The following is a 17,574-nucleotide window of genomic DNA, read 5'->3' on the forward strand; positions in this document are numbered from 1 at the left end:
CGCCGAAGATCAATACTACGGACCGGGGGGACGCACTGCCAAATCCGTCGCCCCGCGGCCCGCGGCGGGGTCACCGCTTGCGCGAGCCCTTCTTCTTGATCGGGACGTGCTCGACGTGCGGGTGGTCGTCCAGGCCCGGCTCGGAGACGGCCGTGCCCGGCTCCACCGACCCGTCGACCGGGGGCTGGCCGACCGAGCCGACGGCGCCCGGCGGCGGCGTCGCAGCCGGGGACTCCTCGGCGGCCGGCGGCCCGGCGGGACGGGTGGCCCGACGGCCGCGCGTGCGGGTGACGACCTTGGGCGGCTCGGGCGCCGCCGGCGGCTCCTCGACGACCGGCTCCTCGACGACCTGCTCGGCCTCCACGACCTGCTCGGCCTCCACGACCGGCTCCTCGACGACGGGCTCCTCGACGACGGGCTCCGCCGCGACCGGCTCGGCCTCGGGGGCCGCGGCCGGGCGGCTGGCCGAGCGGCGGCTGCGGCTGCGGGTGACCACCTTGGGCGCCTCGGGCGCCTCGGCGACCTCGGCCACGACCTCCGCCGCCTCGGCAGCGGGGGCCTCGACGGGCTCGGCCGGCGATGCGTCGGGTGCCTGCTCCTCGGCCTCGGCGCGAGCCTTGGCGGCGACGTCCTTCGGGCTGGGTGACTTCGGGGCCGAGGCGGCAGCGCCGTCGTCGTCCTGGCCGCGGCCACGACCGCGGCCACGGCGGCCGCCGCCGCTTCCGCGGCGGGCCTCGTCGTCGCCGCGCTTGGGCTCGACGGGCGCGTCGTGGATCACGATGCCCCGGCCCTGGCAGTGGTCGCAGTTCTCGCCGAACGCCTCGAGCAGGCCGGTCCCGATCCGCTTGCGGGTCATCTGGACCAGGCCGAGCGAGGTGACCTCGGCCACCTGGTGCCGGGTGCGGTCGCGGCCGAGGCACTCGACGAGCCGGCGCAGCACGAGGTCGCGGTTGGACTCGAGCACCATGTCGATGAAGTCGACGACGATGATGCCGCCGATGTCGCGCAGCCGGAGCTGGCGGACGATCTCCTCGGCCGCCTCCAGGTTGTTCTTGGTGACGGTCTCCTCGAGGTTGCCGCCGGAGCCGGTGAACTTGCCGGTGTTGACGTCGACGACGGTCATCGCCTCGGTGCGGTCGATGATCAGCGAGCCACCCGACGGCAGCCAGACCTTGCGGTCCAGGCCCTTCGAGATCTGCTCCTCGATGCGGTACTCCGCGAAGACGTCGGCCTTGCCGCCCTGGCCGTCGGCGCCCGGGTCGTAGCGCACCAGGCGATCCTCCAGGTCGGGCGCGACGTGCGCGACGTACCCCTGGACGGTGTCCCAGGCGTCGTCGCCCTGGATCACGAGCTTGGCGAAGTCCTCGGTGAAGAGGTCGCGGACGACCTTGAGCGTCAGGTCCGGCTCGCCGTAGAGCAGCTGGGGCGCGTTGCCGCGGGCCTTGGCCTCGATGTCCTCCCAGCGGGCCTTGAGCCGCTCCACGTCGCGGGTGAGCTCGTCCTCGCTGGCGCCCTCGGCAGCGGTGCGCACGATGACGCCCGCGGTGTCGGGGACGATCTCCTTGAGCAGCGCCTTGAGGCGGTTGCGCTCGGTGTCGGGGAGCTTGCGGGAGATGCCGCTGGTCGTGCCGTCCGGCACGTAGACCAGGAACCGGCCCGCGAGGCTGATCTGGCTGGTCAGGCGGGCGCCCTTGTGGCCGACGGGGTCCTTGGTGACCTGGACCAGCACGGTCTGGCCGGAGGACAGGACGTTCTCGATCTTGCGCGGCTGGCCGTCCTTGTGCCCCAGCCCGGACCAGTTGACCTCACCGGCGTAGAGGACCGCGTTGCGTCCCTTGCCGATGTCGATGAACGCCGCCTCCATGGAGGGCAGCACGTTCTGCACCCGGCCGAGGTAGACGTTGCCGATCAGCGAGGTCTGGGACTCGCGGGCGACGTAATGCTCGACGAGCACGCGGTCCTCGAGCACCGCGATCTGGGTGAGGTCGGGCCGCTGCCGGATGACCATGACCCGGTCGACCGCCTCGCGGCGGGCGAGGAACTCGGCCTCGCTGACGATCGGGGCCCGGCGCCGGCCGGCCTCGCGACCCTCGCGGCGCCGCTGCTTCTTGGCCTCGAGGCGGGTGGAGCCGGAGACGGCGGTGATCTCGTCCTCGACCGAGCGCTTGCTGCGCACCCGGGTGACGGTCTTCTCGGGGTCGTCGTTGGTGTCGCCGCCGTCCTCGCCGGCGCGGCGACGCCGGCGGCGGCGGCGCGACGAGGTGCTCTCGCCCTGGCCCTCCTCGGCGGCGGCCGACTCCTCGCCGGACTCCTCCTCGCCGGCGTCAGCGCTCTCGGCGCCCTCAGCGCTCTCGGCGCCGTCGGACGAGTCACCGGAGTCGCCCGGCTTGCGCCGGCGACGACCGCCGCGGCGGCGGCGACGGCGGCCCGAGCCGGAGCCCTCGGCTCCCTGCTCGTCGCCCTGCTCATCGCCCTGCTCATCGCCCTGCTCGTCTGCCTCGCCGTCGCTCTCGGCATCGTCCGCGACGGGCGTCTCGGCGGCGGCCTCGGCCACCGCGTCGTCGTCCTCGTCCGCGGTCTCCTCGACCCCGGCGGGCGCGGCCTTGGCCGCCGACTTCTTCGCGGCCGCCTTCTTGGCCGGCTTCTTCTTCGGCTTCTCGGCGGCCTCATCGGTCGCGGGCGGCTCGGTGCCCTCCGGGACGGCTTCGTCGGCGGCGGCCGCGGTCTTGCGCGTCCGGGTCGACTTCTTGGGCTTCTCGGGCGCCTGGAAGAGCACCGCGGCCGTGCTGGTCTCGGGGCTGGTCTCGGGGCTGCTCTCGGGGCTGGTCTCGGCCGCCGGGGCGACCGGGTCGCCGTGCGGGGGCTCGACCGCGTCCTCGGCCGGCTTCGCGGCGGTCTTCTTCGCCGCTGCCTTCTTGGCGGTGGTCTTCTTCGCCGCCGGCTTCTTCGCGGCGGCCTTCTTCGCGGGCGCCGCGGCCTCGGCGGCCGCGTCGACACCGAGGTCGAGCTGGTCGTCCGCGGCGGGGGCGGCCTTCTTGGCGGCCGCCTTCTTGGTCGTCGCCTTCTTGGCGGTGGTCTTCTTGGCCGCCGCCTTCTTCGCGGGGGCCGGCGCCTGAGAGGCGTCGGTCGCGGCGGCGTCGGTCTGGTCGGCTCCGGCCTGGAACTCGTCGGCCATGTGCTGCACTCCTAGCGCCCAGTCTGAGTGCCGGGCGGTCCGACGTGGCCACCCGAGTGTTCAGAGCGGTCACGCAAAGCCTTCGTGTGGCGGCGACATCGTCCGCGGTGTGCGTCACCGGGTGGTCCGCTCGTCACCTGCCGCGGTCGCAAGGCCGGGTCCTGGTGGGACCTCTCGACTGGTCGCTGTCACCGACCCGCCGGCCGCGTCGCGGTCTGGCGACGATCGAGCCTCCTGGCGTGCCGACCCGGGGGCCGGCGAAGACGTCGTCGGGTCGTCCCGGACGGGATGCCCGGTGCGACCACGGCGAGTATCGCACACGGCCGGTCGGGATCTTGCACTCTCAGGCGATGAGCGGGTCGCCGACCGTCCCGGTCGCCTCGTCCAGCGGCCCCTGCGCCAGCCGCGTGAGCAGTGGGGCGCCGTCGGGGCGCAGCCCGGCGACCGCGGCCAGCCCGGCCAGCACGTCGTCGGGTCGGACGGCGGGCTCGGCGTGCCGCAGCACCAGGTCGAGGCGGACGCCCTCGCCGTACGCCGTGGCGGCGGGCGCCGCGCTCAGCGCGAGCACGGCGGCGCGGCAGTCGAACCCCCGCAGGCCCTTCTTGGTCATCCGCTCGACCGGCACCGTGTCGGTGGCCAGGAACGTCGCCACCGCGGCGGCCGCGGCCTCGGGGGCGACGGCCAGGTCGATCGCCCAGCGGCTCGCCTGCAGCCGCTCCGCGAGCGCCCCGCCTGGCGACTCGACCACGTCGACGATGTCGAGCCCGTCGGGCAGGGCCTCCTCCAGCAGCGCCCGCACCGCGGCCGGGTCGACGACCTCGGCGAGACCGATCTCGAGGTACTCCGCCTCGCTCGCGGCTCCGGTGGGTGCGGCGCCGGCGTAGGAGATCCGGGGGTGCGGGTTGAAGCCGGACGAGTAGGCCATCGGCACCCGGGCCCGGAAGATCGCGCGCTCGAACGCCCGGCTGAAGTCGCGGTGGCTGGTGAAGCGGAGCCGGCCGCGCTTGGCGTAGCGGATCCGCAGCCGCTGGACCGGTGGGGCTTGCTGCTCGGGCTGGCTACGCACCGGTCAAGGTTACGGGGCGACCGCGGCCTTCATCGCAATCGAGGGGTAGACGGTGCTCACCCGGTGGCCCGCCAGCCAGCCGGTGAGCCGCGCCGCCTCGGCCTCCAGCGCCGTCCGTGCCTCGGTGCCGACGTCCTCGAGGAGGCCGAGCACGACGACCCCGTCGGGGTCCTGCGTCCAGCACCCGACGATGCGGCCGTCCCACCAGGCGGTGGTGCCGGCGTTGCCGTTGGTGTCGAAGAGCATCGGGCCGTGGTCTCCGAGGTAGAAGGCGCGCTCCTTCCAGCCCATGACGGTCGGGTCGAGCACCGGCAGCAGCGCCGGCCACGGAGCGACCTCGGGCGCCTCGTCGAGGTCGTCGCCCAACAGCCAGCCGGTGCCGCCCGCCTCGAGACCGACCTGGACCGCCCCGACGTCGGCGAGCGCGCTCCGGACGGCGGACTTGGTCGAACCGAGCCACCACACCAGGTCGGCCTCGGTGCCGGGGCCGAACGTGCGCAGCCAGCGGCGCACGAGCTCGGCGTACCCCTCACGCTCCTTCGCGGGCTCGGGCAGCTCACCGAGCCAGGTCTCCGCGAGCGTCCACTGCGGGCGGGCCGTGCGCCAGTGGCCGGCGTTGCGGCCGCGGACGATGCGCGCCTCGACGCCGAGCTGGGTGAGGACGCGGGGGGCCACGGAGACGTTGGCGGCGTACTTGCCCTTGCCGATGTCGAGGCGCCCGTCGAGCTCGGCCACCTCCGCGCGCAGCTGCTGGGCGGACAGCTCGGAGCCGTCGGCGAGCCGGGCGAGCGTCGCGGCGCACGCCGCCTCGAGCCAGGCCGCGCCGTCCGCGGCGATCCCGCCCTGCTCGATCTCCTTCACCAGCCGCGCGCGCAGCGCCGCCGCCACCCGGGCCGACGCACTCCCCCAGGCGGCCGGCAGCAGGTCGCGCGGGAAGACGAAGAGCGTGCGTCGCATCGCCAGCTGCTTGACCAGGCTGCGGTCGTCGTAGAGCGCCCGGTCGACGTCAGCGACGGTGATGCCCTCGACCCGTGCCCACAGCGAGAGGTAGACGCTGGGCGCCTCGGTCGCGTGCAGGACCGTCATCGCGGCGGTCGCGGCCTCCGGGGTCCCGGCCCGGTGGCCGGGCGCGAGCGCGTGCCGCACGGCCAGCCGTCGGCGGCGCTCGACGTCGGTCACCAGGCGCATGTCGCCATCCTGCCGGAGGCCGCCGACCACGCGCTTGAGAGCATGGGGCGGGTGAGCCCGAGCGCGCGCCGTACGACGGCCCTGGTCCTGGTCGGGATCGTCCTGCTCTCCCTCAACCTCCGCCCGGCCGCGGTCAGCATCGGACCGGTGCTCGAGGAGATCCGGGACGCGTACTCGATGAGCGGCCCGACGGCTGGGCTGCTGACGTCGCTGCCGGTGATCGCCTTCGCGGCGTTCGGCGCGCTCGCGCCGGCCGCGGCGCACCGCATCGGGCTGCACCGGGTCACCCTGCTCGCGCTCGTCGCCGTGATGCTCGGCCTCACCGGTCGCGCCCTGACCGGCAGCGAGACGCTGTTCCTGCTGCTGTCGATGCTCGCGCTGGCCGGCATGGCGATGGCCAACGTGCTGCTCCCCTCCCTGGTCAAGCTGCACTTCCCCGACCGGATCGGCATGGTCACGGCGATCTACACGACCGCGCTGTCGACCGGGCTGACCGCGGCCCTCGTCCTGACCGTACCGATCTCGGACAGCTTCGGCGGGTGGCGCTGGGGGCTGGGCACCTGGGCGCTGGTCGCCGCGGTCGCCGCGATCCCGTGGTTCGGGCTGGCCGCCCACGACCGCCACCTCGAGAGCACGCCGCGCACGGTCTCCTTCCGCGACGTCGCCCGCACCCGGCTCGGCCTGGCCATGGCGGGCTTCTTCGGGCTCCAGTCGCTGCAGGCGTACGCGATCTTCGGCTGGTTCGCCACGCTGTGGCGCGACAACGGGTACGACGCCACGACGGCCGGTGTGCTGGCCGGGGTGGTCGCCGGCACCGCGATCCCGCTCTCCCTGTGGCTGCCGAACGTGCTCGCGCGGTCGGCCGAGCCGTGGCGGGTGCTCGTCGCCGTGATCGCGACCTACCCGGTCGGCTACGTCGGGCTGATGCTCTCCCCGCACGACCTCGCGCTGCTGTGGGCGGTGCTCGTCGGCATCGGGACGGTGACCTTCCCGCTGATCCTGACCCTGATCGGCCTCCGCGCCCGCACCCCCGAGGGCACCGCCGCGCTGTCGGCCTTCACCCAGTCGACCGGCTACCTGATCGCCGCGGCCGGCCCGTTCGTCGTCGGCGTCGTGCACACCGCCACGAGCGGCTGGACCGTGCCGCTGGCGCTGATGCTCGTGCTCGCGATGCCGCTGTTCGCGCTCGCGGTCTACGTGAGCCGGCCGATCATGGTCGAGGACCAGCTCCAGCAGCGCGTCTCAGCCTGACTGGGATGCCGCGGCCTTCGCCTGCTCCAGGTCGGCGGCGAGGAGCGAGTGGCGCCGGTCGGCGAACGCAGCGAGATGCCCGAGACCGTAGGCGACGCCAGGGTGCTGGACCGCGAACCGGGTCAGCGCCGAGACGGGACCTCGGTGGAAGAGGTGGACGAACCCGCCGCTCACCACACCGTCGAAACCGAGGCGCTCGGCCAGGCCCTCGAGCCCGCGCCGGGTGTAGAACGTGATGTGCTGCCCGGACTCGAGGGTGTAGTACCACCACTCCGAAGGCTGCGGCGCCGGCTGCGGCAGCACCTGCGTCGTCGTGAGCAGCAGGTCGGTCGCATCGGCGACGGGACGCAGCGACTCGACGGGGTCGGTGAGGTGCTCGAGGACCTCGAAGGCGGTGACCAGGTCGAAGCGGCCGCCGTCCGGCCCGGCGACGTCGAAGCCGTCCGCGAAGACGTTCGACGCCATCGGGTCGGTGTGGGAGAAGTGGTAGCCCCGGTCCCGCATCAGGCGGGTCATGGTTCCGTAGCCCCCCGCCCAGTCGAGGAACGTGCCGCTCCTGAGCCGCCGGGTCCGGAGCACCGCCGCGGTGATGCTGCTGAGGATCTGACAGCGGTCCAGCAGCCCCACGTCGAGGCGGGCGATCGCGCTGCTGTAGGCCTCCTCCAGCCAGGTCACCTCGACCGCCTGCACGCCGCCGCACGTGTCGCACTGCTCGTACGACGCATCGACATGTCCGAGGACGACGTCGGTCGCGAACGGCGCAGTCGCCGATCCGCAGGCACGGCAGGGTTCCATCGACACATCCTTCGTCACCTCGACGACCGGGCCGTCCGGCCAGGTCCGGCCTAAGTACACCAGACGTGCTCGTCAGTGGACCTGGGCCGCGTGCCAGGCCACAGTGGCCGTCGTCTCGGACCGCTGGTAGGCGTCGTCGACGGGCGACGGTGAGCCGTTGAACCGGATCTCGAAGCGGTGCGACAGTCGGCTGCCGAGCGGCTGGACCGCGCCATTGGCGCTGATGCTCGTGCTCGCGATGCCGCTGTTCGCGCTCGCGGTCCACGTGAGTCGGCCGATCATGGTCGAGGACCAGCTGGCGCCGGTCACGGGGTCTGCACCGCGTCCCACACGTACGTCACCGTGAACGACGAGCCCTGGTAGGCGTTGTCGGCGGCCGCCGTCCCCGGCGGGAAGGTCACCTCGAACTCGTAGCCACGCTCCTCGCCGGGCGCCCAGGTGCCCAGGTCCGCGTCGAGGTCGGCGACGTGGCCGACGTACACCTCCTTGCCGCTGCCTGCCTCCACGACGCGGAGCGTCAGCCGCTGGGACAGCAGCCCGCCTCCAGGGCCCGGGTCGTCCTCGACGTCGTCGGCGACCAGCCGGAAGCTGCCCCTGGCGTCGCCCTCGTTGCGCACGGTCACCGCGCCGTCGACGTGGTCCCCGGGCACCAGGTCGTGGCCGCTCATGAACGCGGCGTTGTCCGCGCTGTTCACCTGGGTCATGCTCCCGGTCGTCACGACGTTCGTCGGGTTCGCCGACTCCGCACTGAACACCCCGAGGGTGAAGCTCACGCCCACCGCGACGGCGATCACCAGCAGCACGAGCACCAGCACTCCCGCCGTCACGTTCCGCCCCAGCCAGTGCAGCCGTTCGCTCACGGTCGCGTGCTCGCGCACCTCGGTCACGGCGGCGTCCCCCAGACGAGCTGCCCGTCGAGGTACGCGGTGATCCTCGGGTTCGGCTCGAACGTCGTGTTGGTCCCCCAGCTGTAGTCGTTGGTCTCGTCGAATTCGGAGTAGTTGGCCTTGTGGACCCGGATGTTGATCCCCCCGGTCGTGCCCTCGGCCGGCATGGTCCCACCGGTGAACTCGACCTCGAGGTAGGTGTCGGCCTTCGGCCTGGCCGGCGACACAGGCACGAAGCCGAGCCTGACCTTCTCGCAGCCGATCTGCGCGTAGTCGCAGAAGCCCAACAGCTCCTGGTCGACGGTGTCCTTGGTGAACCAGTACCGGATCGTGATCCGGCGCAGGTCGATCTCGACGTTCCCGACGTCGACGAGCTTGACGGTGGGGACGAGTGCGTTGTCCGTCGGGACGACTGCGCGGTTCTCGTACTGCACCTCGAAGTCCTCGGTCACGGTGGCCGCCGGCGGCTCGGTGCCCCAGACGAGCTGACCGCCGACGTACACGGTGACGCGCGCGTTGTCGGCGAACGACGACCGGTTGACGAAGCTCCAGTCGTCGGTCTGCGTCATGGGTACGCCGCCCTCGTCGAGCGCGGCGATCTCGTCCAGGGTCGCGGAACCACCCGCCGCCAGCGAACCCCCGTTGAACGCCACCTGGAGATAGTGGTCGGCGTTCTCCCGGGCCGCGTCGAGGTCGGTGATGGAGAGGGTGACCTGGGGGCAGCCGAAGGTGGCGTAGTAACAGGCCGGCACGAGCCGCTGGGCGCCGTCCGCGGTGAACCAGTAGCGCATCGTCACGGTGCCGAGGCTGGCTGCAGACGTGCCGCTGTTCACCAGCCGGAGGCCGAAGCGGAACCCGCTGGCGGTGGCACCCCCGTCGTTCGACCGGGACTGGGCGACGAGCGTGGCCGGAGGTGGCGGGTCGGCGGCGGTGAGGGTCTGGGGGTTCGACTCGCGCGCCGTGAACGCGGCGATCGCGATCCCGGTCCCGAAGCCGGTCAGCACCGCCGCGAGCACGACCGCGACGACCAGCACCCGCCTCACGGCACGACCTTCTGGTCGGTCTCGACCGTCTCGCGAGCGTGCTCCTCGCGGACGGCGTCGCCGGACACCCGCCAGAGGGTGACGACGATGTACACGATGAGCGCGACAGCGGGGATGCCGATCACCAGCAGCTGGACCCAGCCCACCTGGAGCGCCATGTAGACGTAGCCGACGTAGGGGATGTGGTGGGCCACCCGGCCCTGGTCCGGGCCGTCGAGCACCATCAGCCAGGGGTCCATGTCGGGGTTGTTGTCGCCCTGGGTGCGGAAGATCCGCTCGCCCGCGGCATCGGTCCCTTCGTCGGCGATGGCGATGCGCGCGATCCGGTGCGTCACCGGATCGGAGATGCCGTACTCCGGTGGTGGGACGAACGTGATGATGTCGCCGACCTCGAGGTCGTCGACGGGCACCACTTCGTCGTACACCACCGAGCCGACGGGCAGCGTCGGCTCCATCGAGCCGCTGACGATCACGTAGCGCTCGAAGCCGAGCAGGGTCGGGAGCACCATGATCGTCGCAAGCGCGAACGCCATGATCATGACTGCGGTCGTCAGCCGCGAGATGATCCGCCGCCGCCTGGTGGGAGCCGGCCCGTTCACGGCACCGACTCGATCTGCCAGTCGAACGTGAGGCTGGTGCTGGTCCCGGCCGCTGCTGCGCCGGTGCCCACGGGCCAGGTCAGCGTGATCCGATAGCTGCGCCGCTCCCCCGTGGCGAGCGTGCCCAGCGGCACCTGCGTGAGCCCGTCGAGAGGCCCGTCGTACGCCGGCTGTGCCTGGGCCGGGTCGGTCTGTTGAACCACGACGGTGAGCACCTTCGCCAGGGGCGACTGCCCGTCGACGCCGCGCGCGTCGAGCGTCAGCCGGCCGCTGTGACCGTTGTTCGTGACGGTCTGGGTCCCGCTCCTGCTGTCACCGGCCACCAGGCCGGACCCGTCGACGAGCTGTCCGGTCCGGGCCAGCGTGAGCCCCATGCCGGCAGCGGCGTACTCGTTCCCCGGAGAGCTCGACGTCGAGGAGAAGACCGCACCGGAGAACCCGACCACGGTGGTGACGACGAACGCCATCACCCCGCCGGCGATCAGGATCGCGAGCAGCTTCCGGTCGCGCAGCAGGGAACCGCTGGGCCCACCCACGACCAGCTCCGGGTCCGGATCCGCCGCTGCCATCCGGCCCTCAGGAGGTGCTCTGCGTGGCGTCCCAGGTGAAGTCGACGGTCGTCTGCGAGTCCTGGTACTCGTTCCCGGCCGTCTCGGCGAAGGTCACCGTGAACGTGAAGGTGTGCTTCGCGTCCGGCTGCCAGGTGCCCAGGTCGATCGTGCCGGCCGAGGCGAGCGGGCCGTTGTAGACCTCGGTCGCCCCGTCGGTGATGACCAGGTTGAGCACGCTCGAGAGGGGCGGGGTGGCGGGCGTGTCGACGAGGTCGGACGAGGCCAGCTGGAAGTCACCCGCGGCGTCCCCGACGTTGGTCACCTCGACGGTCCCGGTGGCCGCGTCGCCCGGGAGCATGTCGTCGACCGTGAGGATCGCGATGCCCTCCTTGGAGTTCTCGATCGCCATCGTGCCGGTGCCCACCATGTTGCCGGGGTTCGCCGACGAGCTGCTGAAGAGGCTGAAGGAGAACGTCACGACGATCGCCGCGATGACCATGGCGACCAGCGCCAGGATGAGCTTCTTCGAGTTCCGCCCCATCCAGGCGAGTCGCTCCTGGGTGGTCGGTTCCTGGGCTGCCGGCTCCTGGGCAGGCGTGGGCGTGGTGGACATGGGCGCTCCCTGGATCGTCAACTCCCCTGCTGCGACCGTAGGACGGGTTCCCGCCGGCACGTCTCCCCCGGATCGGGTGATCAGACGACGCTGAGCGGGAGCAGCTTCTGGCCGGTGGGGCCGATCTGGATCTCGGTGCCCATCTCGGGGCACACGCCGCAGTCGTAGCACGGGGTCCAGCGGCAGTCCTCGACCTCGATGTCGGCACCGTCGGCGGCCGCGAGCGCGTCCTCCCAGTCGGCCCACAGCCAGTCCTTGTCGAGACCGGAGTCGAGGTGGTCCCAGGGGAGCACCTCGTCGTGGTCGCGCTCCCGGGTGGTGAACCAGTCCAGGTCGACGCCGGTGCCGGCCAGCGCCTGCTCGGCGGCGCCGACCCAGCGGTCGTAGGAGAAGTGCTCGCTCCAGCCGTCGAACCGGCCGCCGTCGCGCCACACCGTCTCGATGATCCGGCCGACGCGGCGGTCGCCGCGGGAGAGCAGGCCCTCGACGATGCCGGGCTTGCCGTCGTGGTAGCGGAAGCCGATCGCGCGGCCGTACTTCTTGTCGTCGCGCACGGTGTCGCGCAGCTTCTTGAGCCGCTCGTCGGTCGTCTCGTGGTCGAGCTGCGCGGCCCACTGGAAGGGCGTGTGCGGCTTGGGCACGAAGCCGCCGATCGAGACGGTGCAGCGGATGTCGTTGCGCCCCGAGACCTCGCGGCCCTTGGCGATGACCTTCTTGGCCAGCTCGGCGACCTGGAGGACGTCCTCGTCGGTCTCGGTCGGCAGGCCCACCATGAAGTAGAGCTTCACCTGCCGCCACCCGTGGGAGTACGCCGTGGCGACCGTGCGGATGAGGTCCTCCTCGGTGACCATCTTGTTGATCACCTTGCGCATCCGCTCCGAGCCGCCCTCCGGAGCGAAGGTCAGGCCCGAGCGCCGACCGTTGCGGGAGAACTCGTTGGCCAGCGTGATGTTGAAGGCGTCGACCCGCGTCGAGGGCAGCGACAGCGACACGTTCGAGCCCTCGTAGCGGTCGGCCAGGCCCTTGGCGACGTCCCCGATCTCGGTGTGGTCGGCGCTGGAGAGCGAGAGCAGGCCGACCTCCTCGAAGCCGGACTTGCGGATGCCGTTCTCGACCATGTCGCCGATCGTCTTGATCGACCGCTCCCGCACCGGGCGGGTGATCATGCCGGCCTGGCAGAACCGGCAGCCGCGGGTGCAGCCGCGGAAGATCTCCACGGAGAACCGCTCGTGGACGGTCTCGGCGAGCGGCACGAGCGGCTTGGCCGGGTAGGGCCAGGCGTCGAGGTCCATCAGCGTGTGCTTGCGGACCCGGAACGGGATGCCCGGCCGGTTGGGGACGACTGCCTCGATGGTGCCGTCGGCGGCGTAGGTGACGTCGTAGAAGCGCGGCACGTAGATGTTGCCGCTGACCGCGAGGCGGCGCAGCACCTCGTCGCGGCCGCCGGGGCACCCCTCGGCCTTCCAGTCGCGGACAACCTCGGAGATCGCGAGCACGACCTCCTCGCCGTCGCCGAGCACGGCGGCGTCGAGGAAGTCGGCGATCGGCTCGGGGTTGAACGCCGCGTGCCCGCCGGCGAGGACGATGGGGTCCTCGTCGGTGCGGTCGGCGGAGTGGAGCGGGATGCCGGCGAGGTCGAGCGCGTTGAGCATGTTGGTGTAGCCGAGCTCGGTCGAGAAGCTCAGGCCGAAGACGTCGAACGCCTTGATCGGGCGGTGCGCGTCGACGGTGAACTGCGGGATGCCGGCCTCCCGCATGACCTGCTCCATGTCGGGCCACACCGCGTAGGTGCGCTCCGCGACGATCCAGTCCCGCTCGTTGAGCACTTCGTAGAGGATCTGCACGCCCTGGTTGGGCAGCCCGACCTCGTAGGCGTCGGGGTACATCAGCGCCCAGCGGACCGTCTCCCCCTCGGGAGCGCAGTCCCAGTCCTTGACGGTCGAGTTGAGCTCGCCGCCGACGTACTGGATCGGCTTCGAGACCGACGGGAGCCGGGGCTCGAGCATCGGGAAGACGCTCGCGGGCGCGGACATGCAACTACCTCGCAGAGATCGGGGAACGATCTAGGGTACGCCGCTGCGCAGCCCGCCGACGAACCGTCAGTCGCTGTCGGCGGCGAGCTGCTCCAGCGCCCGGCGCGCGACCACGAGCTCCTCCTCGGCCAGGGCGATCAGGTCCTCGAGCCCGCGGACGCCGTACCTGTTCGCGATGTGGTGCACGGCGTCGACGACCTCGGTCTCCGGCTCACGCTGCATCATGCGCCCATCCAACCACGGCGTCCCACTGGCCCCAGGGCGCTCAGGCGCAGCACGCCCCAGCGGTGGCGGCGGTCTTCCCCTCGAGCTCGGGCTGCGCGTCGGCGAGGACGACGTAGTTCTCCCAGCGCTGGCCGTCGGGACCGGTGACCCAGTGCTTGTCCTGGCGGGCGTAGCAGCACACGACGTCGCCCTCGACGTCCAGCGTCAGGCCGGCGGCCTCGAGACGGTCGGCCTCGGCCTGGACCTCCTCCATCGACGTCCGCTCGACGCCGACGTGGTTGAGCGTGCCGGTGGCCTCCGGGTTCTCGAAGAGCACCAGCTTGAGCGGCGGGTTCTCGACCGCGAAGTTGGCGTAGCCGGGGCGACGCTTGGCAGGTGGGGTGTCGAAGAGGGTGGCGTAGAAGTCGACGGCCGCGTCGATGTCGTGGACGTTCAGGGCCAGCTGGAGACGGGACATGGGGTCCTCCTCGGTTCGGTTGATCCATCGACGGATGTCGATGCGTTGCCTGAACTCTACGGAAGCATTGATGAAAGTCAATGGGTTTGGCAGAATGGTCGGCGTGAAGGAGCTCCCCCTGCTGGACCGGACCGACGCCGAGTGCTGCACCCCGCTGGCCCTCGAGCCGCTCCCGGACGCCGACGCCCACGTCCTGTCGGAGCGGTTCGCCGCCCTCGGCGACCCCGTGCGGCTGCGCCTGGTGTCGCTGCTCGCCAACGCCGAGGGGGGCGCGGTGTGCGTGTGCGACCTCACCGAGCCCGTGGGGCGCTCGCAGGGCACCGTGAGCCACCACCTCAAGGTGCTGTCCAACGCCGGGCTCGTCGTGAGCGAGAAGCGCGGACGCAACATGTGGTACTCGATCGTGCCGCCCGCGCTCGAGGCGCTCCGGGCCGCGCTCGTCACCCGGTGAACGCTCCCCTCCTCCTCCGCCGCGCCGTCGCCGAACTGGTCGGCACGGCCTTCCTGGTGGCTGCCGTCGTCGGGTCCGGCATCGCCGCCCAGCGGCTGTCGCCCGACGACGTCGGCCTGCAGCTGCTCGAGAACAGCCTCGCGACCGGCGCCGTCCTGGTCGCGCTGATCCTGGCGCTGCAGCCGGTGTCCGCGTCGTTCAACCCCGTCGTCACGCTCGTCGAGCGCGTGCTGGGCCGGGTCGACACGACCACCGCGGCCGCGCTCGTCGGCGCCCAGCTGGTCGGTGGGCTGGTCGGTGTCGTCGTCGCGAACCTGATGTTCGACCTCGACGCCGTCTCGGTCTCGACCCACGATCGCGGCGGCTCCGGGCAGCTGCTCGGCGAGGTCGTCGCCACGCTCGGCCTGGTGCTGGTGGTGTTCGGCGCCCTGCGCTCGCCGCGCATCGAGACCGTCGCGTTCGCGGTCGGCGGTTACATCGCCGCGGCGTACTGGTTCACGAGCTCGACGAGCTTCGCGAACCCGGCCGTGACCGTCGCCCGGATGCTCTCCGACACCTTCGCCGGGATCGCCCCGGCCTCGGTGCCGCCCTTCCTCGTCATGCAGGTCGTGGGCGCCGCCCTCGGGGCCGGTCTCGTCCTCCTCCTGCACGCCTCCCCCGCCCCCGTCCCCGTCGAGGAGAGCCGATGAGCAAGCCCACCGTGCTGTTCGTGTGCGTCCACAACGCCGGCCGCTCCCAGATGGCCGCCGGCTACCTCCAGCACCTGGCGGGCGACCGGGTCGACGTGCTCTCTGCCGGCTCTCAGCCGGCCGACCAGGTCAACCCCGCGGCCGTCGCCGCGATGGCAGAGGACGGCATCGACATCGCCGCCTCGACCCCGAAGCTGCTGAGCGACTCCGCCGTCGAGCGGGCCGACGTGGTCGTCACGATGGGCTGCGGCGACGAGTGCCCCTTCCACCCCGGCAAGCGCTACGAGGACTGGGACCTCGACGACCCCGCCGGCCAGGGCCTCGAGGCGGTGCGCCCGATCCGGGACGAGATCCGCCGCCGGGTCGAGGCCCTCGTCGCGGAGCTCGGCTCGTGAGCGCGCCCGTGGCCGTCGAGGCGTTGACCACGGCCCACTGGGCTGGGGTCGAGCGCATCTACGCCGAGGGCATCGCGACCGGCCACGCCACGTTCGAGGCCGAGCCCCCGACCTGGGCGCACTTCGACGCGGTCAAGCTGCCCGACCAGCGCCTGGTCGCGGTCGACGCCGACGCCCGGGTCCTGGGCTGGGCGGCTGCCTCGGCCGTCTCCGACCGGTGCGTCTACGCCGGTGTGGTCGAGCACTCCGTCTACGTCGCCCGCGCCGCCCAGGGCCACGGCGTCGGGCGCCTCCTGCTCGACGCCCTCATCGCCTCGACCGAGGCCGCGGGCATCTGGACCATCCAGTCCGGCGTCTTCCCCGAGAACGGCGCCAGCCTCGCCTTGCACCGCTCCGCCGGCTTCCGTGAGGTCGGCCTCCGCGAGCGCGTCGGCCGGATGAGCCACGGACCCCTCGCCGGGCAGTGGCGCGACGTCGTCCTCATCGAGCGCCGCAGCCCCGTCGTAGGCACGTGAGGCAGGTCACGGTGGCCTGCGGGTCCGCTGGGGTGGCCACCGACAGGCAGCAAAGCGGGTGAGGCTCGCGTTGGGTTGCGGTCGCCGCCCGGGTTTCTGACCCCCCTGCTTCGTCCCAGAAGTTCTTCCTGTGGATTGTCCACATCCTGGTCAACAGAGCCGTTCTGAGCCCCTCACTGTCGGTGGTCAGTGCTTGGATTTCTCTATGACAGCGATCGCCACCCCCAGAAACCGAGTGTCGGTGGCGACCGCCCATGTCCACCACGAGCTCGACGCCGTCGCCGGGGCGTCGGTGTGGTCGATGGACGAGTCCGAGACCGCCGCCACGCTCGTCGCATTGGATCGTGCCGAGGCCAAGCTGGCCGAGCTGAAGGCCCGCGTCGCGGCGCACGCCGACGACCTCCACCTCGGCCAGAACGTCGCGGCATCGTCGGCGGCGAACTGGCTGGCCCACCAGACGAAGCAGACCCGCGCCGAGGCCAACCGGACCGTGCGGCTGGGCCACGACCTCGAGGCGCACCCGCTCACCCGGTCCGCGCTCGCTGCCGGCCGGGTCTGTGTCGACCAGGCCCGCGTGATCGTCCAGGCCGTCGACCGGCTCCCCGCCGAGGTGCAGCCCCGGGCCGAGCAGCGCCTGCTCGCCGAAGCCCAGCATCACGACGCCAAGACGCTCCGGATCCTGGGCAAGCGGCTCCACGAGGTCATCGACCCCGACGCCGCCGACGCCCACGAAGCCGCCCTCCTGGAACGTGAGGAAGCTGCGGCGATCAAGGCCTGCCGCCTCACCCTGCATGATGACGGCCACGGCACCACCCACCTGCGCGGCCAGATCCCCACATTCCACGGCGCCGCACTGCGCAAGATGCTCGCCGCGCTCACCGCCCCCAAGCACCAACGGGCCCTGTCCGGCCCCGGCGCGGAGCAACCCCGCGGTCCGGAGGCGATGGGCCAGGCGTTCTGCGAGCTCATCTCCCGCTACCCGGTCACGCAGCTGCCCAAGCTGGGCGGCCTCAACGCCACCCTGGTCGTCACCATCACCGAGGACTCACTGATGGGACGGGTCGAGCAGGCCGGACTCCTGGACACCGGCGAACACATCTCCCCCGGCGCCGCCCGCCGGCTGCTCTGCGACGTCGGCGTTATCCCGGTCGTCCTCGGTGGTGACTCGATGCCCATCGACGTCGGCCGGGAGAGCCGCTTCCACCCGAAGTACCAGCGGGTCGCGATCACGGTCCGCGACCAGGGCTGCCGCGCCGACGGGTGCGACCGCAAGCTCGGTCTCCATACCCACCACCAGACCCGTTGGGCCGACGGAGGGAAGACGACCGTCGCTCAGGGCATCAGCCTGTGCTCCTGGCACCACAGCCGCATCCACGACACCGCCTACGAGGCCCGGATGCACCCCACCGGCAAGGTCACCTTCCACCGGCGGCCTTAGAGCGGAGATCTTGATCCACCCGATGAATCAGAATCTCCGTTCTAACCGCTGAGTGATCCGCGCGCCCGACCGCAGGTCGGCGTCCTCCCGATAGGCGCCAAATCGTCCGGAGGCGGTCGAGTCAAGGGCGGCGAAGCCGGCGAAGCGAACCCTTGACGCGGCCGCCGGAGGACGAACACTTGGCGCCCGGGAGGACGACGACA

The 17,574-nt window shown here is 72.1% G+C and carries 19 protein-coding genes; 6 read left to right on the forward strand and 13 right to left on the reverse strand.

Annotation, left to right across the window (positions count from 1 at the left end):
* Positions 1–70 precede the first annotated feature (70 nt).
* The 3 genes from HZF07_RS08085 to HZF07_RS08095 form a co-directional block, all read right to left on the reverse strand.
* On the reverse strand, positions 71–3,175 hold the full coding sequence (locus HZF07_RS08085; protein ID WP_157340777.1) for an Rne/Rng family ribonuclease: 3,105 nt from the start codon (positions 3,173–3,175) through the stop codon (positions 71–73).
* Positions 3,176–3,518: 343 nt separating this feature from the next.
* A complete protein-coding gene (locus HZF07_RS08090; RefSeq protein WP_181644939.1) occupies positions 3,519–4,241 on the reverse strand; it encodes a TIGR03936 family radical SAM-associated protein in 723 nt (240 codons plus the stop codon).
* 9 nt (positions 4,242–4,250) lie between these two features.
* Positions 4,251–5,429 (reverse strand): winged helix DNA-binding domain-containing protein, encoded by a 1,179-nt coding sequence (locus HZF07_RS08095; protein ID WP_157340779.1) that lies wholly within the window; start codon positions 5,427–5,429, stop codon positions 4,251–4,253.
* 51 nt (positions 5,430–5,480) lie between these two features.
* Between HZF07_RS08095 and HZF07_RS08100 the strand changes: the two genes are divergently transcribed.
* A complete protein-coding gene (locus tag HZF07_RS08100) occupies positions 5,481–6,680 on the forward strand; it encodes an MFS transporter (RefSeq protein WP_309504658.1) in 1,200 nt (399 codons plus the stop codon).
* Here HZF07_RS08100 and HZF07_RS08105 read toward each other — a convergent pair.
* The 10 genes from HZF07_RS08105 to HZF07_RS08150 form a co-directional block, all read right to left on the reverse strand.
* Positions 6,672–7,475 (reverse strand): class I SAM-dependent methyltransferase, encoded by an 804-nt coding sequence (locus tag HZF07_RS08105; protein WP_157340781.1) that lies wholly within the window; start codon positions 7,473–7,475, stop codon positions 6,672–6,674. The two genes, HZF07_RS08100 and HZF07_RS08105, sit on opposite strands and share 9 nt — an antisense overlap.
* A gap of 72 nt (positions 7,476–7,547) precedes the next feature.
* Positions 7,548–7,784, reverse strand: coding sequence for a hypothetical protein (locus HZF07_RS08110; protein WP_157340783.1), 237 nt, complete (start codon positions 7,782–7,784; stop codon positions 7,548–7,550).
* Positions 7,781–8,362, reverse strand: a complete 582-nt coding sequence (locus HZF07_RS08115) for a hypothetical protein (protein ID WP_157340785.1) — start codon at positions 8,360–8,362, stop codon at positions 7,781–7,783. Before HZF07_RS08115 ends, HZF07_RS08110 begins: the two co-directional genes overlap by 4 nt.
* Complete coding sequence (locus HZF07_RS08120; RefSeq protein WP_157340787.1) at positions 8,359–9,405, reverse strand: cellulose binding domain-containing protein; 1,047 nt, start codon at positions 9,403–9,405, stop codon at positions 8,359–8,361. Before HZF07_RS08120 ends, HZF07_RS08115 begins: the two co-directional genes overlap by 4 nt.
* The gene (locus HZF07_RS08125; RefSeq protein ID WP_258562688.1) at positions 9,402–9,944 is read right to left on the reverse strand and encodes a signal peptidase I; all 543 of its coding nucleotides are present in this window, start codon (positions 9,942–9,944) and stop codon (positions 9,402–9,404) included. Before HZF07_RS08125 ends, HZF07_RS08120 begins: the two co-directional genes overlap by 4 nt.
* 56 nt (positions 9,945–10,000) lie before the next feature.
* Positions 10,001–10,573 carry a hypothetical protein gene (locus HZF07_RS08130; RefSeq protein ID WP_157340791.1) on the reverse strand — a complete coding sequence of 191 codons (573 nt, stop codon included), beginning with the start codon at positions 10,571–10,573 and terminating at the stop codon, positions 10,001–10,003.
* A gap of 7 nt (positions 10,574–10,580) precedes the next feature.
* Positions 10,581–11,168, reverse strand: a complete 588-nt coding sequence (locus HZF07_RS08135) for a COG1361 family protein (protein WP_157340793.1) — start codon at positions 11,166–11,168, stop codon at positions 10,581–10,583.
* An 80-nt stretch (positions 11,169–11,248) separates the two neighbouring features.
* Positions 11,249–13,201 (reverse strand): TIGR03960 family B12-binding radical SAM protein, encoded by a 1,953-nt coding sequence (locus HZF07_RS08140; protein WP_157340795.1) that lies wholly within the window; start codon positions 13,199–13,201, stop codon positions 11,249–11,251.
* 66 nt (positions 13,202–13,267) lie between these two features.
* The gene (locus HZF07_RS08145) at positions 13,268–13,426 is read right to left on the reverse strand and encodes a hypothetical protein (RefSeq protein ID WP_157340797.1); all 159 of its coding nucleotides are present in this window, start codon (positions 13,424–13,426) and stop codon (positions 13,268–13,270) included.
* Positions 13,427–13,466: 40 nt separating this feature from the next.
* A complete protein-coding gene (locus tag HZF07_RS08150; protein ID WP_157340799.1) occupies positions 13,467–13,883 on the reverse strand; it encodes an ArsI/CadI family heavy metal resistance metalloenzyme in 417 nt (138 codons plus the stop codon).
* Positions 13,884–13,986: 103 nt separating this feature from the next.
* Between HZF07_RS08150 and HZF07_RS08155 the strand changes: the two genes are divergently transcribed.
* The 5 genes from HZF07_RS08155 (at position 13,987) to HZF07_RS08175 (ending at position 17,371) form a co-directional block, all read left to right on the forward strand.
* A complete protein-coding gene (locus HZF07_RS08155; RefSeq protein ID WP_309504659.1) occupies positions 13,987–14,334 on the forward strand; it encodes an ArsR/SmtB family transcription factor in 348 nt (115 codons plus the stop codon).
* A complete protein-coding gene (locus HZF07_RS24350; protein ID WP_181644940.1) occupies positions 14,331–15,023 on the forward strand; it encodes an aquaporin in 693 nt (230 codons plus the stop codon). The genes HZF07_RS08155 and HZF07_RS24350 overlap by 4 nt, the downstream gene beginning before the upstream one ends.
* Positions 15,020–15,418 (forward strand): arsenate reductase ArsC, encoded by a 399-nt coding sequence (locus HZF07_RS08165; RefSeq protein ID WP_157340803.1) that lies wholly within the window; start codon positions 15,020–15,022, stop codon positions 15,416–15,418. Before HZF07_RS24350 ends, HZF07_RS08165 begins: the two co-directional genes overlap by 4 nt.
* A complete protein-coding gene (locus tag HZF07_RS08170; RefSeq protein ID WP_309504660.1) occupies positions 15,415–15,933 on the forward strand; it encodes a GNAT family N-acetyltransferase in 519 nt (172 codons plus the stop codon). The genes HZF07_RS08165 and HZF07_RS08170 overlap by 4 nt, the downstream gene beginning before the upstream one ends.
* A gap of 241 nt (positions 15,934–16,174) precedes the next feature.
* The gene (locus HZF07_RS08175; RefSeq protein ID WP_309504661.1) at positions 16,175–17,371 is read left to right on the forward strand and encodes an HNH endonuclease signature motif containing protein; all 1,197 of its coding nucleotides are present in this window, start codon (positions 16,175–16,177) and stop codon (positions 17,369–17,371) included.
* Positions 17,372–17,574 lie beyond the last annotated feature (203 nt).

Origin of the sequence: Nocardioides agri, from assembly GCF_013778305.1 — a bacterium.
Taxonomy (GTDB): Bacteria; Actinomycetota; Actinomycetes; order Propionibacteriales; family Nocardioidaceae; genus Nocardioides; species Nocardioides agri.

Bases quoted from the DNA above. Each gene is read 5' to 3' on its own strand.
- HZF07_RS08140 (WP_157340795.1), bottom strand. From the start codon at position 13,201: ATGTCCGCGCCCGCGAGCGTCTTCCCGATGCTCGAGCCCCGGCTCCCG.
- HZF07_RS08145 (WP_157340797.1), bottom strand. From the start codon at position 13,426: ATGATGCAGCGTGAGCCGGAGACCGAGGTCGTCGACGCCGTGCACCAC.
- HZF07_RS08095 (WP_157340779.1), bottom strand. From the start codon at position 5,429: ATGCGCCTGGTGACCGACGTCGAGCGCCGCCGACGGCTGGCCGTGCGG.
- HZF07_RS08085 (WP_157340777.1), bottom strand. From the start codon at position 3,175: ATGGCCGACGAGTTCCAGGCCGGAGCCGACCAGACCGACGCCGCCGCG.
- HZF07_RS08135 (WP_157340793.1), bottom strand. From the start codon at position 11,168: ATGTCCACCACGCCCACGCCTGCCCAGGAGCCGGCAGCCCAGGAACCG.
- HZF07_RS08125 (WP_258562688.1), bottom strand. From the start codon at position 9,944: ATGATCATGGCGTTCGCGCTTGCGACGATCATGGTGCTCCCGACCCTG.
- HZF07_RS08165 (WP_157340803.1), top strand. From the start codon at position 15,020: ATGAGCAAGCCCACCGTGCTGTTCGTGTGCGTCCACAACGCCGGCCGC.
- HZF07_RS08150 (WP_157340799.1), bottom strand. From the start codon at position 13,883: ATGTCCCGTCTCCAGCTGGCCCTGAACGTCCACGACATCGACGCGGCC.
- HZF07_RS08130 (WP_157340791.1), bottom strand. From the start codon at position 10,573: ATGGCAGCGGCGGATCCGGACCCGGAGCTGGTCGTGGGTGGGCCCAGC.
- HZF07_RS08105 (WP_157340781.1), bottom strand. From the start codon at position 7,475: ATGGAACCCTGCCGTGCCTGCGGATCGGCGACTGCGCCGTTCGCGACC.